The following is a 14,661-nucleotide window of genomic DNA, read 5'->3' as shown; positions in this document are numbered from 1 at the left end:
CTCGTCGGTTCAGTTGTTTTTTTCTGCCGTCGGCCCATTGCCCACCACAACAGTAACAAAACGATCCATATCGAGTCGGCGTTGAAACGCCTCTCTAATCTGCTCTCCGGTTACCGCATTAATCCTGCTGACAAAGGTATCCAGATAATCCAGCGGCATATCATAGAAACCGAGCATGGCCAGATACCCGACGATTTTGCTGTTGCTGGAGATACGCAGAGGAAACCCGCCGGTTATATTTTGTTTCGAGGCAGTCAGCTCATCTTCCGTAGGGCCTTGCTCGATATAGCGTTTCAGGGTTGCTTTCATCACCCTCAGCGCCTCGACCGCTTTGGCATTCTGAGTCTGCCCCCCTATAACGAAAGGCCCTTTGCGCCGCATCGGTGAAAAATAGCTATAAACACTATAAGAGAGACCCCGCTTCTCCCGCACCTCTTCACTGAGCAGAGAGATCAACCCACTGCCACCGAGGACATGGTTGCCCACATAGAGCGTAAAATAGTCTTTATCACCCCGAAAAACCCCCGCCTGCCCCATCAGAATATGAGTCTGACTAGAGGGAAACTGCGTATGGATATCAGTAGGTGCTGCAAGGTCCGCCACCCTGGACAGGTCGGGGGCATGCTCACCAGCAGGCATACGGCGGGTGATCGCCTCTGCCAGCTTCTCCGCTTCAACTCTATCGACAGCACCGACAATGGCTATAGATGCATTGCGGGCTACATAGTAGCGCTGAAAATAGGCGACAACATCTTCACGGGTAAATCCGGCCAATGATGCCTGGGTACCTCCCCGATAACTGGCATAGGGGTGTTCACCGTAAAGCGTGGCAAAAAATGCCTTGCTCGCCACCTTCCCTGGCGACTGCTCAAGTCGGCGCAGGGAGGCCTGCATCGCCTGCCGGTTGCGCTCCAAATCACCCTCGTCAAAGCGGGGAGATGCCAATGTCGCCACCAGTGTCTCCAGTGAGGTGGACAAAATGCGCTTTTCAGTCAGCGTCCGCAGTGACACCCAGGCCATATCGCGCAGAGCGCCCGCACCCATCTCGGCCCCAACCGCTTCCAGACGTTCTGCGATCTGATCCGCATTCCATTCACCCGCCCCATCGGTCAGCAAGGCATTGGTTAAAACCGCTAGGCCGGGTTTATCTGCATCCCGGGCACTGCCTGCATCAAACACCACCTGAATATCGAGCATTGGCAAATCAGCTGCAGGCACAAACAGCACTTTGGCTCCATTGGCCGTATTCCAGCTCTGAATCTTTGGGCCGGCCTGGAGTGCAGATGCAGTGAAGAGCAACAGCAGGAAGACCGGGAAACCAATAAATTTCATTCTCTTGACCGTCATAATGATAAATTCTCAATAACGCCGCATGGATGTGTATTGGAAAAGTGGTTATCCATGATGGCCTCCCAAAGTCTGCACTGGTTTCCGCTGGCTTTTTTTCATCGGCAGGGGTTCCAGCCAAGTCACCGTCAAATGATCATCAACGAGATATTTCCGTGCCACTTCACGCACCTGTTCCGGCGTCACCTGCTTGAGCTGCTCCACATATTCGTCCAGCAGTCGCCAATCGAGGCCCACCGTCTCCAGAATACCGATCTGCATCGCCTGATAGAAAACCGAATCCAGCTCATAGACCTGCTCCGCCACAACCCGGGCTCGAACCCGGGCCAGCTCCTGATCAGCAACCAGTTCGCGCTTAACCAATTCAATCTCATTTTTCAGTCCCTGCTCTAGCTCGTCCATCGTGTGGCCCTTGGCCGGGGTACCGCTCAGCGACAACATCCCTGAAAGCCGGGAAAAGGGGCTGTAACTGGCCCCCGCCGATACGGCAATTTCCCTTCCACGAATCAGGTTGCGGCTAAAACGAGCACTACTGCCGCCATCCAGAACTGCGGCCAGCATATCCAGCGCGTAGGGCTCCCACGCCTCTTTTGCCGTTGTCAGCACCGGTGTTTTATACCCCATGATCAGATAGGGTTCTTTTGCCGGCGTGCGTACCACCGCACGGACTTCACCCAGCTGGGGAGGTTCCCGCAACGGTTTGAGCTGAGGTATTTTTTCCGGCTTCAGATCACCGAAATAGCGCTTCGCCAACAGCATCACCTGTTCATGATCTACATCGCCTACCACCACCAGGGTGGCATTGTTGGGTGCATACCAGCGGCGATACCAGGCGTGAAGATCTGCCACCTCCAGGTGATCGAGATCGTTCATCCAGCCAATCACTGGGTTGGCATACGGCAGCGCACGGTACGCCAGAGCATTGAACTGCTCATAGGTCAGCGAAGTCGGTTTATCCTCGGTGCGCAGCCTTCGCTCCTCCTTTACCACCTCCAGCTCTTTGACAAACTCATCTGTCGGCAGAGTGAGATTGCGCATACGGTCCGCCTCCAGCTCAAAAGCGACCTCCAGGCGATCTTTGGCGAGTTTCTGGTAATAGGTGGTATAATCACGCCCGGTGAATGCGTTATCCTCGCCGCCATTGGCGGAGATGATGCGGGAGAACTTCCCAGGCGCATATTTTTCAGTACCCTTGAACATCATGTGCTCCAGGACATGTGACACGCCAGTAATACCATCCGGCTCATAGGAAGAGCCCACCTTGTACCAAACCTGGGAGACAACGATGGGGGCACGGTGATCCTCTTTTACGAGCACCTTCAGACCATTCGCCAACAGAGCCTCGTGAACTTTGCTCTCAGCCAGAGAGCCCAGGGATACCAGCAGCAGAACTGCGGCAAATATACTTCTCATAACTCTTTCCTTGCACCTTTTGGGATAGGTAGATTCGATACAAAATGTTAGGATTCTGCAACCATGCTGAAATGATCAATTCAGCTTAAAGACAAAACAAACGGTCATCAGTTCTGTGACCATACAGGAACCGTGTATAGATGTTTGGATTTGGCAAAAGAAAAAAACCGGAAACTGCCAGTGACGAGAGTGTCAACGACTTAGGCAAGCCGGAGCAGCGGAGCCTGCTCAGCCGTCTGAAAGAGCACCTGTCGAAAACCCGCAGCAATCTCACTGATGGCCTGGCCAACCTAATTCTGGGCAAGAAGAGCATCGATGACGACCTGCTGGAGGAGCTGGAGACCCTGCTCCTGATGGCAGATGTGGGCATCGACACCACCAGCCGAATTATAGATGATCTCACGCAACAGGTTAAACGTAATGAGCTGTCGGACCCGGAGGCGCTCACCCAGGCACTGAAGCAGCAGTTGCAGACGATTCTCGATGGCTGTGATGCGCCGGTGAAACAGGCCGTCAATGGCAAACCTCAAGTGATTCTGATGGTGGGCGTCAACGGCGCCGGTAAAACCACCACCATCGGAAAACTGGCGAAACGCCTCCAGGAAGAGGGCCAGAGCGTCATGCTGGCCGCCGGCGATACGTTTCGTGCTGCCGCCGTGGAACAGCTTCAGGCATGGGGCGAACGCAACAGCATCCCGATAATCGCCCAACAGACAGGCGCCGATTCCGCTTCAGTGATCTTCGATGCACTCCAGGCGGCCACATCACGCACTATCGATGTGCTGATCGCAGATACCGCCGGCCGCCTCCACACCAAGACCAATCTGATGGAAGAGCTGGCCAAGATAGCCCGGGTAATGAAAAAAATCGACCCGGCAGCGCCTCACGAGGTGATGCTGGTTGTAGACGCCACCACAGGTCAAAACGCCCTCAATCAGGCACAGCAGTTCAACAAAATAGTCGGTCTCACCGGCATCACCCTTACCAAGCTGGACGGCACAGCAAAAGGTGGTATCGTCTTTGCGATCGCCGACAAGCTGAAAATCCCCATCCGGTTCATCGGTGTGGGAGAAACGATTGAAGATCTGCGCCACTTTGAACCCAAAGAGTTTGTCGATGCACTATTTGAAGAGTAGGAAGGACACAAGACAGTAGCCTGAAAGAATATGATCCATTTCGATAATGTCACCAAACGCTACCCTGGCGGGCACGAAGGACTGAGTAACGCCAGTTTTCACATCGAGCCCGGAGAGATGGTGTTTCTCACCGGCCATTCCGGCGCCGGCAAGAGCACCTTGCTCAAGCTGATCGGCCTGCTGGAGCGAAGCACCCGGGGACAAGTAAGAGTAGCAAATCGTAACCTGACAAGGCTGAAGCGCCGGCAGATCCCTTACCACCGCAGAGAAGTGGGGATGATTTTTCAGGACCACCGGCTGCTTAACGACAGAACAGTATTCGATAATGTTGCCATGCCGCTGGTGGTAGCCGGGCTTGGCCACCAGGAGATTCGCCGCCGGGTTCGTGCTGCACTGGATAAGGTGGGATTGCTCCCGGAGGAGAGAGACTACCCCATTACCCTCTCCGGGGGTGAACAGCAACGAGTGGGGATTGCCCGTGCAGTGGTCAGCAAACCCCCGGTCATTCTTGCCGACGAACCCACAGGCAACCTGGACCCTGACCTGTCCAAAGAGATCATGACACTGTTTGAGTGGTTCAGTGATGTCGGCGTCACTATGTTGATTGCCACCCACGACCTAGACCTAATCTCCCGAATGAACCGACGAATCCTGTTACTAGATAAAAGCAGGCTGATAAAGGATTCAGCGCAGCAGGTGGCCGGTTGATGTCAAGGCAACGCAAAAGAAGCAGCGCCCAAATCAGCAGCCGCAGGCGGCGAGGCCTGAACATCTGGCTGCTTCGCCATCTTCAGGTCGCTCTTGCCAGCCTGGGGCGGCTGACCCGAGCCCCACTTTCCACGCTGATGACGTCGGCCGTCATCAGTATCGCACTGGCACTGCCAACCGGTCTCCATCTGCTACTCAACAACGTGCAGGAGTTGAGTGGCAATTGGGAAGGTGCCGCCAGTATCTCTCTATTCATCAAGCAGGAGGTGACGGAAAAAAGTGTTGAACAGATGGCGGAAAAACTGCGTGTTGACCCGGCAATTGCCGATATCCGGTTGATCACACGCAAGCAGGCCCTGGATGAATTTCGCCAATTAAGCGGTTTTTCCGGGGCATTGGACGCGCTGAATCAGAACCCCCTCCCGGCAGTACTCGTCATTGAACCGGAAGCCACCCATGCCACTCCCGAGGCTGCAGAAGTGCTACTCGGGCGCCTGAAAACAATGCAGAAAGTCGACTTTGCACAACTCGATCTTCAATGGGTCCGCCGTTTCCATGCCATCACTGAAATTGCCCGCCGCGGCATCATAATGCTAGCATCACTCCTGGTGCTTGCGGTGTTACTGATCGTCGGCAACACCATCCGGCTGGAGATCCAGAGCCGTCACGCAGAGATAGAGATCACCAAGCTGATTGGCGGAACCGATGCGTTTATCCGCCGTCCTTTCCTCTATAACGGCCTCTGGTACGGGCTTTTTGGCGGCATCATCGCCTGGCTAATGGTCACCCTCTCCATCGGGCTTCTGGATAACCCTGTAACCCAACTGGCCAAGCTCTATAACAGTGGTTTTAACCTAACCGGGGTTGACTTCACTACCCTGTTGGGCCTTCTTGGCGGCAGCACGCTGCTGGGCCTTTTCGGTTCGTGGATTGCAGTGGCACGCCACCTGAGTGATATCGAACCTTCATAAGCAGTCAATACTCCACCAGCCAAAACCAGTGACTTCGTGTTACGACTAAAAGCCGGATCAATCGGCCATTCGCCAATTAAAACCGCTGGGCTGAGCCTAGTGAAGCTCAACCTGCCGCCCCCCCAGCCCTCCGTCAAAACAGAGACCGACAAAGAAAAGGACATAAATGCCTTGACAGCCCCCCCAGGCTTTGTAATTTCCGACCAGTCAACGGGAATGATATTCTCACCAACGGACGGTCAATCAAGGGCACAGCCCCCTTCCCGAACCTCCGTCCAGCCGGAGCGCACCGTGCACGACAGCCAACTGCTACCGATCAAAGACGTCATGTATGAACAGGCGCCCTTCATCGACCTGGCCATCAACCGCCTGACACTCACCGGCCTCCTGATCCATGCCCCACACCGCCACAGTACCGAAGAGATCGCCGCCTGGCTGAAACAGGGCCGATGGGCCTACCTCAATCCACAACCCGAGCAACCCCTCCTTGTCTGGTACGAAAAAAAATGGATTCCCAACCCCGCCGCCAACACCTACACCGCCCCCGCCTGCCGGTTGCTCGAAGCCATACCCTACCTGCGGCGCCACGGCCGGGTGATCAAACAGAAGCGTCCCAACGAACTGCCCTTCTACAACCCCCCTACCGGGCTAGGCCGCAGGAGTACATCCCGGAGGACCCCATCTGGCGCGTGCAGTACCGCGACGAACTCTGGTTCGCCGACTACCCGGGGCTGGCGATCATGCAGGCATTCGGCAAACAGGGGGCCCTCAACTACCAGGGGTATCTCCCGACATTCCAGCAGCCGGAGGAGAAGAAGCTGACCCTGCAATTCTTCCCCGGCCAGGGACCCGATCGCAACCACACCCAGACCATCCGCACCGGCGACGGCGCACCGGCCGTGACCTTCGATGGCGACCGCGTCGAAGAGCTGGGCTGGGCGCAGGCCAATGTCTGTCGCGACAAGCTCGATATCACCCTCAGATCCCGTGCCCACAAGGCGCTGATCCTCTTCCCCGCCCTGGGCACCCCGACATTGCTCTGCGGGCAGGGAAAACAGCTAAAGATCATCCTCGCGGTGAGCGATGCCTTTCACCAGGCGATCAACGCCGAGCGCCAAACCAACCCGGCAAAAAGCATCGGCCCGATGACCCTGCGGCGGCTGCACGCCCAATTCCGCCTCAAACCCTGGGGTGAGAGCGACAAACACCACCCCGACCTCGACCGCATCTACGAAAACTGGCAAACCGCCCAGGAGAACATCCGCCTATACCCCCGCGGCGAACTGAAAAACAGCTCAGAGACCGGCCTGCCGGTCAGTGATAACAACGGCAAGTGCATCGGCATACTCCACCCTGACATCATCGACTTCTACCGGAAACACGGCTACACCCGGCTCTATCAGGTCAACCTCAATAAACTGCCCCCCTCCCCGGGTCTCTACAACTTGGTATGGCACTACCCCGACGACGAAGAGGAGAACCCCTCACCCATTGATAAAGAGTCACACCACGGCTGTTCACACGAACCCCAGGACCGCCTCCAGGCCGACTACTTCAGTCAGGCAAAAAAGCAGGGCGGCAAGCAGATCGATCGCAGCCGCCTCAACCCCTGCGACCGGCGGCGGCGCAAGCAGCCCGAACTCACCGGCGACGGGCGCTACACCGGCGGCACCCCCTTCAGCGAGGGTACCGCAGAGAGCGGCCTCTGGCTGGAGAGCCGTCACCCTGTCTACATCAGCGACAAACCCAAGCTCAACCCCGGCCACCTCAGCAACCTGCACCTCTCATCCCGCCAGGCCCTCTACCCAGACAGCCCGGCGCAACTCATCCCCGGCGCCGACACCGCCACCTCGCCCCCACTCGGCCCCCAGTCCCACCACAACGCCGCCGCCCTGAAACGCCTGCTCGACGCCATGGGCAAAGACCCGGAGATCGACCTGCTGCTGCTCACCGGCGACCTCTACGACCACGCCATCAACGCCGACCCGGCCCACGAGGCCTACGAAATGCCCTATGGCATCAGCCCGCGCCTTAACGGAGGGAACGAGATGTTCATGTTCCTTCACGGCCAACGCGCCAACGCCGGCATCCTCGCCGATCACGGCCTAACCATCTACGAAGCGGCACTGCTCTACGGTCCCGGTTACGGCCACTACCACACCCTGGACAACTTCAAAGCCGACAACCTCTGCTGGCTGCACCACCTGATCACCCCCTGGCGTGACTGGGTCACCGCCCACGGCAAGCAACAGACCTGGATCGGCCTCGGCTGGGGCGACGACGAGGAGTATGCCGGCTCCACAGCCACCGGTGGCGGCTCCTTGCCCCGGGCCAACCAGGCCTGCACCGACGATCAATGGGCCCTGGTGCAAAATGCCGTTGAAAAAGCCCCAGCCGCAGAAAAGCTGCTGCTCAGCCACTTCACCTACGTTAACTACGCCACCGATATCCTGCTGACGACCGGCAACAGCAAAATAGACGCCGATGACGTGTCGCCGGGCGATATCGGCCCGGGGGACCGGGATAACCTCGACGAAGACAGTTTCCACGACAACCGCAAAGCGCTCTATGAAACCTACATGCTCCCCGGCAAAATCCACTACACCTTCTCCGGCCACAGCCACCGGGCGGGGGTTTACCGGCTCACCGGCGAGCCCGGCTATGTCACCCGCAAAATCACCACCCGGGGCGACTACCCCGATGGCTACACCCACCCGGACGGCACCGCCTGCCTGCTGGTGGCGGGTTCCGGCGGTCCCATCACCCGGCAGAACCGCGAGGGAGAGTACGCCGGTTACGGCATCGAGGCCCCTCAGGGGCTGAAGCTCGATACCAAAATCGGCAAGGTCAGCATCGTGCGCGATGCACAAACCAGACCGCGCATGGCGGTGTTGCTGGACTACCTCTGGTACGAAGGCGAGCACAAGGCGCTGCAATACGGCCTGAAAGGCGATGGCAGGCAGTTCCGGCTGCGCCTCGATCAGCGCTGGATCAATGCCAGCGAACACGGCGGCAAGATACTCGATGAGATCCACCTGCACCTGCACAGCGGCGGCAAAGCGGGCTATCAGGGGTATATCCAACTGAAGCAGGCCGCCTGCGAAGCAAGCCAATGGACAGAGCGAGTAAGCCTCGGTCGGCGCTCGTGCCGGTTCGTGGGGTCGATGTGGAGTATGAGGTTGCTGAAGGGGAAGGGGGGATTCTTTAAAGCTCAAGGAAAAAATATCAGAGCGTGACGTATTTATGTACTTCCTCTCCATCCACCTCAAACAGATCGAACACGGCCGCCTGCATAACCATTACGACTACGACTCGCCCTGGTGTTTTCCCGCAAGTGTGTCTGAGTCTGGGAAGGGTGAGAACAGGCTCGTGGTTATCCGGCGCAAGGGAGGCGGGAGAAGCGATGTGCCGGATTTTAAAGGCGATATATTCAAACGCAGTATCTTTGGCGAAGTTTATGATTACGCGCTCAAGAGTAAAATATGATCATTTTACATCATAAGCGAATCGTTATTGGAACCCTGCTTATTCTATTATCAACTATGGGAGTTGCCATGAGCCTCACACCCCCGCTACCCCCCGGCAGTGAACTGAAAGCGCTGCTGCAAGATGTCGAACGCCTCAATGCAGCCCTGGAGCAAAACCCCGACCTGCTCAGCGATACCCGGCTGAAAGATCTGGAGCTGACCGGCCTGGTGCTGAAGAACGCGACCTTGAGCAACCTCCATTGGCGCAACGTCCGGCTGATAGATGCCCAACTGACAGAAGTCACTATTCAAAGCAGCCGATGGATCGGTGTGCAGTTTAAAGAGAGCACCTTTCATAAAGTAACCTTCCGTGATGTGAAAATGACAGTGGACAAATCGGTCTATCACGGCAACACCAAGTTTTTGGGTGGCATCATGGACGATGTGCGTTTTTATGATGCCGAGTTATGGGACATCGACATGATTGGTCTCAAAAAGAGTCGGATCTGGTTTGAGCGCGTCAAACTAAAAAGAGAGGATTTACCTCCCACCTCCCCCGATGGAAAATGGGGTAATCGCCTACTCAGAACTACAGTTTCATATCAAGGATTCTGATCTTAGTCCACATGGAATCCACAGTCTTAATTATCCCACTGAAGTCCTTATCGAAAACAGCCGCGTCATCGGCGGGGTGGGTGGCGAACTCAAAAGCCTGATCATCCGCAATAGCCATTTCGAAGGCCAAGGACCACAGCGGGCGGACTATGTGCTGGTGGAGGACTCTGCTATCCATATAAACATGTCAAAAGCAGTTTTTGCCCATTTTAAAAACATCAAGCATATTGATCGTAATTCCAAATCCATGGGTATAGGTACGGCCAAAAATCTGGTCATAGACGGTTGTCAAAACCCTCTTGATTTGACGTTATGGAAATCGCACATTGGCAATTTATTTGTCCGTAACTGTGAGTTGATTGATCCTTTCTTTGAAGATGTTCGGGTCGGACAAATGCAACTTTGCAACGTCCAGCTCTCGCTTAATTAGATGGCCCTGCGTACAGCAATATAAACATCGATGCCTGGAACAACACCTCCAACTCCACAACGTCCGGTTCCAGGGTGCATTCCCCCCCGCCACCGGACTCAAGATCGGCCACCTCCAAAGCGGACAGAGCACGCTCCCTGAAAAGCTCCGGGACGCCGCCAGACAGCAAAGCCCTCTGGCGGCCTGTCCGCCCCTGCCCGATACCGAACGCCTCAAGCGCGAAGCCCTCTCCGATGATCCCCCGCTTTCCCTGGCCGTTGAGCTCCAGGATCGCCTGATCGCCGACTACAAGACATCGGTTCCCCGTGCCAATCCCCCTTTTCATGAAGCTCTGTTCGACCACCTGCAGTGCCAGCTCCCGTTTCGCCATGAGTGGATAGAGCACTACCACAACCACTACGGCCTCGGCGCCGATCTGCTGCCACCCCCTGTACGCGGCGTCAGTCTGGTGCTCTTCGACGGGCGACTGGAGGCGGTCATCGGCGAGGGCTGTGAGGGTCGAGTACACTACCGCAACCCCGTCTGGCGCGCCGTCACCGGACCCTACGGGGAATCCCGCCAGCTGCTCGAGCTGAGCGCCATCAAACCGGCCCATCAGTTCTTTATCCCCGAGACCCTCAACCACACCGGCAACAGCCGCCCGTTCATCTGTCTCTGGTTCAACCCCCCCGGTGCCCCCCTGCACTATGACACCACCGACCCCTGGATGGTCGAGGTCAGAGCCGCCGTTCCCGAGGGAAAAACCCGGCATCAAGAGAGGCACCCCCTTGTCATCGGCCCGTGCTGGGATGAAAAACCGGCAGGATATCTTCCCCTGGAGCCGCCACCCTGGGAGATGGCATGACCACCGCTCTGCACCCGATAACCGGCGCAGAGCGTAATGACAGCCACCACCACGGGGCTCTCTACGAGAAATACCTGACCCACCGGAAGGACATCGATGTCGGTGAAATAGCACGTCAGAAAAAACTCAAACTCTGCTCTTTGTGTAGGCTAGTACTGAGCGTAGCAAATAAATTCTCTGTGTTATCTGTGTCCCTTTTGCCCATCCATTCAATACCCACTCAACGTCGACACTCCTTCCAAAATCATCACCCTCATCGTGTGACCGCTAACATGGCTAGCACTCTCTATGCCTGAGTGCTAGAATGAAAATATAGAATCAAGTGGGATTATAAATGAGCAAACAACTCGCTATGTCAATAGCCCTGCCTATCGGCAATATTGGAGCCTATATCAGCGCTGCTTACCGGTTGCCGATGCTGAGTCCCGAAGAGGAGCACTCTCTGGCTGTTCGTCTGCATGACAACGAAGATCTGGAGGCGGCCCGGGTTCTGGTACTCTCCCATCTGCGTTTCGTCATTCGGGTCGCCAAGGGATATTCCGGATACGGCTTGGCACTGCCCGACCTGATTCAAGAGGGCACCGTGGGCCTGATGAAGGCCGTGAAGCGCTTTGATCCGAACAAGGGCGTCAGGCTGGTCTCTTTTGCTGTTCACTGGATCAAAGCGGAAATTCATGAATTTGTCCTGCGCAACTGGCGCATCGTCAAAGTGGCCACTACCAAAGCCCAGCGCAAGCTATTCTTTAACCTGCGTAGCTCGAAAAAACGCCTGGGCTGGTTCTCCAATGAAGAGGTCCAGGGTGTGGCTAGGGATCTAGGGGTCAAACCAGAGACCGTACTGGAGATGGAAGCCCGTCTGAACAACTATGACGTCGCCTTTGACGGGACCGCTGTCGACGACGATCAGACACCGGTGGCACCGGCAGCCTATCTGGCGGATATGCGCATGGAGCCGGCTAGTCAGCTTGAACACAGTGACAGTGAATCAAGCGAAAAAGAGCAGCTCTACTCGGCTCTGGACGGTCTGGACGAACGCAGCAAAGCGATCCTTCAGGCCCGCTGGCTTTCAGGGAAAAAATCCACACTACACGATCTTGCCAACCACTATAGTGTATCTACCGAGCGAATCCGTCAGATCGAGAAAGCCGCCATGGCCAAGCTCAAGGGCAAACTGGCAGCCTGATCCGTAAACTATGAGGAGGCAGGCAACAAGTCTGCCTTCATATAACTTAGGTGTATCCGTCCAGAATTTGTTAAAAAAGAAACGCTGAGGATCGCGAGGACTTTTGTTATTTTTCAATCGGTGATCTTTGCGCACCTTTTACTTAAACCAACTGGCTTTGCAGCAATTTATTCTTCGAATACTTCAGAATAGCCCAACATCACGGGCTGACCTACCGAATTACATGCCGCAGCCAGTTTAGCATTGATCCTCTGTGAAGTATGCAAAGATTACAGTTTGAAAAATAAAGAAATTCTCTGTGTACTCTACGGTTCATTTCTAATGGCTTCATATCTAGGAGGGAGCCTCTGATCAATTCATGAATCGGTGTCTGACGGCTGAAATCTCCCGGCTCTGCGTTAAAAGTCTTGGCAATAGGCAGATATTGGCATAAACGTCACATTACCCTTTGATCTATTGCGAAATTCTTTTAATGTTCAGTCCACCAGATCTTGGCCCGAAGCTTGGCACAGATAATTGCACGACAGTAGAGTAGCATCGTCAGACACCACCCAGATTCCTTCCCGGCCGCGGGATTTTTGTTGCAGACCCGTTTATCAGTCCCTCGAGTTCTCGCCGAAGTTAAGAAAAAACAGCACTTTAATCAATGATGGAAAACTGAACCAAATCCAGACCGATTCGTGCTCTTTTGCATAAGGGTCCGGGGCAGTTTCTGATTCAAGGAGGATCTATAATAATGAATATCCGTAGAACTTTCTCTACAGTGGCTGTCAGCACACTACTCTGCCTGAGCGCAAGCCAGACTCTCGCAAGCAGCACTTGTCAAGGCCGGTACTTTTCTCGCCGTTACCGGTGACGCATCCTTCCTGGGTGATCCCGAGTTGAAAACGCTGCAGATGTACGTGGGCGAGATCAACACTAAAGGCGGTGTCGACGGCAAAACCATTGAACTGGTGCACTACGATACCGGCGGCAAAGCCAAAGAGGCGGTTAATTTTACCAAGCGTCTTTTTTAAGAAAGATAAGGTAGACATCATTGTCGGCGGCTCTACTTTCTCGGTAATGCCTCTGGTCGAGAAGAGTAAAACACCTTTCATCTCACTGGCAGTGATCGGTGAGAATTACCGATCCGGTACAGAAATGGACCTTCAAGATGTCTCACGCCGGCCGTATGGCGGTTCTGGAAAATCCGGCCGTGGTCAGAGTCTTGCCCTTGCACCGAAATATGGCCTTGGAGTGGTAGCGGATGAATCTTACGGTAAGAAAGATACTGACATGACCACTCAGCGGGCCAAAATCCGCAATACTGATGCCCAGGCAATCCTCAATTTCGGTTTTGGCTCCGGCCCGGCTATTGTTACCAAGAACGCGTGCCAACGAGGAAAAAGGGTGGCTCGGAACGGAACTGGCAAAAATCTACGATATCTTTCCTGTCCTGAAAGAGAAGTCACGTCAGGCTGTGGGCACCCTCTCCGGGGGACAGCAGCAGATGCTGGCGATTGGTCGTGCCCTGCTTGGACGATCCGCCCGTTGTTGCTGGATGAACCTTCCATGGGGCTGGCCCCGCTGCTGGTAGCTGAAATTTTCCGGGTAATTCGGGAGATGAATAAAAAAGGAGTCACTATCCTGCTGGTAGAACAGAATACGCGGGCCGCCCTTAGCATCGCCAATCGTGGCCATGTAATGGAGACGGGCAGTGTTGTACTGTCGGCGGACGCAGATGAGCTGCTTGCGGATGAAACAGTCCAACGGGCTTATTTGGGATACTGAATCAGTCTCCATACCTTCTCGCAAACATCTGCGCGGTGTTATTGAGAACTCAGATTATGGCCTGGCCAAATTTAGCCAGCCGAATCCGCAACGGGAGCATGTACGTTGCACAGATTATGTCGAGTGAAGTGGACACCGCGACCGAGGATATGAAACTGAGCCGCACGGCTCAGATAATGCGAGATAGCAACCGGCGTTTTTTACCGGTGGTGGATAGCAATAATTGCCCGGTCGGCATGTTCAGCCACGAGGTGCTAGCAAAATCCGAGCCTTCGGCTACCACCACCCTCTCGGTGGGAAAGGTCAACTATCTGACCGCCAAGGTCACTATCGGTCAGTTGATGCAGAAAAAACCGCTTTCCTGCGGCCCTGGAGCACTGGTGGAAGAGGCTGGGCATCTGATGCGGCATAACAAAAACTGGTTGCCTCCCGGTAATACAAGACAATCACCTAGTGGGCGTGGTCACGGAGGATGACATCCTCGACTTCCTCCTGGATATCATAGGCTGCTCCCTGACAAATACCGCGCGCATCGCCATCCACCTGCCGGATGCAACGGGAGATCCGGGAGTACTGATGGGAAAAATAAACGAATTCGGTGGCTATATCGCCACGGCGACTTCACCCGTCTCCAAAGACGAGACAGGCAAGCACATCGCCATTATCCGCTACCGCGCGGATATGACCTAATCACAGAAGAGTTACCGTAATTACTTGCCCCGCACGGATTTGTGCAAAGCAACAAAATTATTGGATACCACTCGTTTACAGGAATAG

The 14,661-nt window shown here is 55.2% G+C and carries 17 protein-coding genes; 14 read left to right on the top strand and 3 right to left on the bottom strand.

The window, feature by feature from the left end; all coding sequences use genetic code 11:
• Positions 1–9 precede the first annotated feature (9 nt).
• Positions 10–1,347: a M16 family metallopeptidase gene (locus MN084_RS02145; protein ID WP_241085027.1), complete on the bottom strand. Its 1,338-nt coding sequence runs from the start codon at positions 1,345–1,347 to the stop codon at positions 10–12.
• A 48-nt stretch (positions 1,348–1,395) separates the two neighbouring features.
• Positions 1,396–2,760 (bottom strand): M16 family metallopeptidase, encoded by a 1,365-nt coding sequence (locus MN084_RS02140; RefSeq protein WP_241085028.1) that lies wholly within the window; start codon positions 2,758–2,760, stop codon positions 1,396–1,398.
• Positions 2,761–2,900: 140 nt separating this feature from the next.
• On the opposite strand from MN084_RS02140, the gene ftsY reads away from it, so the two are divergent.
• Genes ftsY through ftsX form a run of 3 tightly spaced genes read left to right on the top strand, consistent with a single transcriptional unit; the run spans position 2,901 to position 5,575 of the window.
• Positions 2,901–3,896 carry a signal recognition particle-docking protein FtsY gene (gene ftsY, locus MN084_RS02135; protein WP_241085029.1) on the top strand — a complete coding sequence of 332 codons (996 nt, stop codon included), beginning with the start codon at positions 2,901–2,903 and terminating at the stop codon, positions 3,894–3,896.
• 30 nt (positions 3,897–3,926) lie between these two features.
• On the top strand, positions 3,927–4,604 hold the full coding sequence (gene ftsE / locus MN084_RS02130) for a cell division ATP-binding protein FtsE (protein WP_241085030.1): 678 nt from the start codon (positions 3,927–3,929) through the stop codon (positions 4,602–4,604).
• Complete coding sequence (ftsX, locus tag MN084_RS02125) at positions 4,604–5,575, top strand: permease-like cell division protein FtsX (RefSeq protein WP_241085031.1); 972 nt, start codon at positions 4,604–4,606, stop codon at positions 5,573–5,575. The genes ftsE and ftsX overlap by 1 nt, the downstream gene beginning before the upstream one ends.
• 309 nt (positions 5,576–5,884) lie before the next feature.
• Here ftsX and MN084_RS02120 read toward each other — a convergent pair whose 3' ends face one another.
• Complete coding sequence (locus MN084_RS02120) at positions 5,885–6,163, bottom strand: hypothetical protein (protein ID WP_241085032.1); 279 nt, start codon at positions 6,161–6,163, stop codon at positions 5,885–5,887.
• Positions 6,164–6,264: 101 nt separating this feature from the next.
• Between MN084_RS02120 and MN084_RS02115 the strand changes: the two genes are divergently transcribed.
• From MN084_RS02115 to MN084_RS02065, 11 genes are all read left to right on the top strand, one after another.
• Positions 6,265–8,811 (top strand): hypothetical protein, encoded by a 2,547-nt coding sequence (locus MN084_RS02115; RefSeq protein ID WP_330178290.1) that lies wholly within the window; start codon positions 6,265–6,267, stop codon positions 8,809–8,811.
• Positions 8,812–8,818: 7 nt separating this feature from the next.
• The gene (locus tag MN084_RS02110) at positions 8,819–9,061 is read left to right on the top strand and encodes a hypothetical protein (protein ID WP_241085034.1); all 243 of its coding nucleotides are present in this window, start codon (positions 8,819–8,821) and stop codon (positions 9,059–9,061) included.
• Entirely contained in the window at positions 9,058–9,657 is a 600-nt protein-coding gene (locus MN084_RS02105; RefSeq protein WP_241085035.1) for a pentapeptide repeat-containing protein, read from the top strand. Before MN084_RS02110 ends, MN084_RS02105 begins: the two co-directional genes overlap by 4 nt.
• Positions 9,602–10,087: a hypothetical protein gene (locus tag MN084_RS02100; protein WP_330178289.1), complete on the top strand. Its 486-nt coding sequence runs from the start codon at positions 9,602–9,604 to the stop codon at positions 10,085–10,087. The genes MN084_RS02105 and MN084_RS02100 overlap by 56 nt, the downstream gene beginning before the upstream one ends.
• Entirely contained in the window at positions 10,035–10,931 is an 897-nt protein-coding gene (locus tag MN084_RS02095) for a hypothetical protein (RefSeq protein WP_330178288.1), read from the top strand. Before MN084_RS02100 ends, MN084_RS02095 begins: the two co-directional genes overlap by 53 nt.
• Before the next feature lie 334 nt (positions 10,932–11,265).
• Positions 11,266–12,114, top strand: coding sequence for an RNA polymerase sigma factor RpoH (gene rpoH / locus MN084_RS02090; protein WP_241085039.1), 849 nt, complete (start codon positions 11,266–11,268; stop codon positions 12,112–12,114).
• Between the two features lie 881 nt (positions 12,115–12,995).
• The gene (locus tag MN084_RS02085) at positions 12,996–13,130 is read left to right on the top strand and encodes an ABC transporter substrate-binding protein (protein WP_241085040.1); all 135 of its coding nucleotides are present in this window, start codon (positions 12,996–12,998) and stop codon (positions 13,128–13,130) included.
• A gap of 338 nt (positions 13,131–13,468) precedes the next feature.
• Entirely contained in the window at positions 13,469–13,690 is a 222-nt protein-coding gene (locus tag MN084_RS02080; protein ID WP_320416329.1) for a hypothetical protein, read from the top strand.
• Complete coding sequence (locus MN084_RS02075; RefSeq protein ID WP_330178287.1) at positions 13,666–13,884, top strand: hypothetical protein; 219 nt, start codon at positions 13,666–13,668, stop codon at positions 13,882–13,884. The genes MN084_RS02080 and MN084_RS02075 overlap by 25 nt, the downstream gene beginning before the upstream one ends.
• Before the next feature lie 56 nt (positions 13,885–13,940).
• On the top strand, positions 13,941–14,360 hold the full coding sequence (locus MN084_RS02070) for a CBS domain-containing protein (protein ID WP_241085041.1): 420 nt from the start codon (positions 13,941–13,943) through the stop codon (positions 14,358–14,360).
• Entirely contained in the window at positions 14,338–14,574 is a 237-nt protein-coding gene (locus MN084_RS02065; RefSeq protein ID WP_241085042.1) for a hypothetical protein, read from the top strand. The genes MN084_RS02070 and MN084_RS02065 overlap by 23 nt, the downstream gene beginning before the upstream one ends.
• The last annotated feature ends 87 nt before the right edge of the window (positions 14,575–14,661 follow it).

It is taken from the genome of Candidatus Vondammii sp. HM_W22, assembly GCF_022530855.2.
Classification (GTDB): Bacteria; Pseudomonadota; Gammaproteobacteria; order Chromatiales; family Chromatiaceae; genus Vondammii.
This window is presented reverse-complemented; position numbering and strand designations above follow the sequence as displayed.

Bases quoted from the DNA above. Each gene is read 5' to 3' on its own strand.
- MN084_RS02145 (WP_241085027.1), bottom strand. From the start codon at position 1,347: ATGACGGTCAAGAGAATGAAATTTATTGGTTTCCCGGTCTTCCTGCTG.
- MN084_RS02140 (WP_241085028.1), bottom strand. From the start codon at position 2,760: ATGAGAAGTATATTTGCCGCAGTTCTGCTGCTGGTATCCCTGGGCTCT.
- ftsY (WP_241085029.1), top strand. From the start codon at position 2,901: ATGTTTGGATTTGGCAAAAGAAAAAAACCGGAAACTGCCAGTGACGAG.
- ftsE (WP_241085030.1), top strand. From the start codon at position 3,927: ATGATCCATTTCGATAATGTCACCAAACGCTACCCTGGCGGGCACGAA.
- ftsX (WP_241085031.1), top strand. From the start codon at position 4,604: ATGTCAAGGCAACGCAAAAGAAGCAGCGCCCAAATCAGCAGCCGCAGG.
- MN084_RS02110 (WP_241085034.1), top strand. From the start codon at position 8,819: ATGTACTTCCTCTCCATCCACCTCAAACAGATCGAACACGGCCGCCTG.
- MN084_RS02105 (WP_241085035.1), top strand. From the start codon at position 9,058: ATGATCATTTTACATCATAAGCGAATCGTTATTGGAACCCTGCTTATT.
- MN084_RS02100 (WP_330178289.1), top strand. From the start codon at position 9,602: ATGGAAAATGGGGTAATCGCCTACTCAGAACTACAGTTTCATATCAAG.
- MN084_RS02095 (WP_330178288.1), top strand. From the start codon at position 10,035: ATGTTCGGGTCGGACAAATGCAACTTTGCAACGTCCAGCTCTCGCTTA.
- rpoH (WP_241085039.1), top strand. From the start codon at position 11,266: ATGAGCAAACAACTCGCTATGTCAATAGCCCTGCCTATCGGCAATATT.
- MN084_RS02075 (WP_330178287.1), top strand. From the start codon at position 13,666: ATGGGGCTGGCCCCGCTGCTGGTAGCTGAAATTTTCCGGGTAATTCGG.
- MN084_RS02070 (WP_241085041.1), top strand. From the start codon at position 13,941: ATGGCCTGGCCAAATTTAGCCAGCCGAATCCGCAACGGGAGCATGTAC.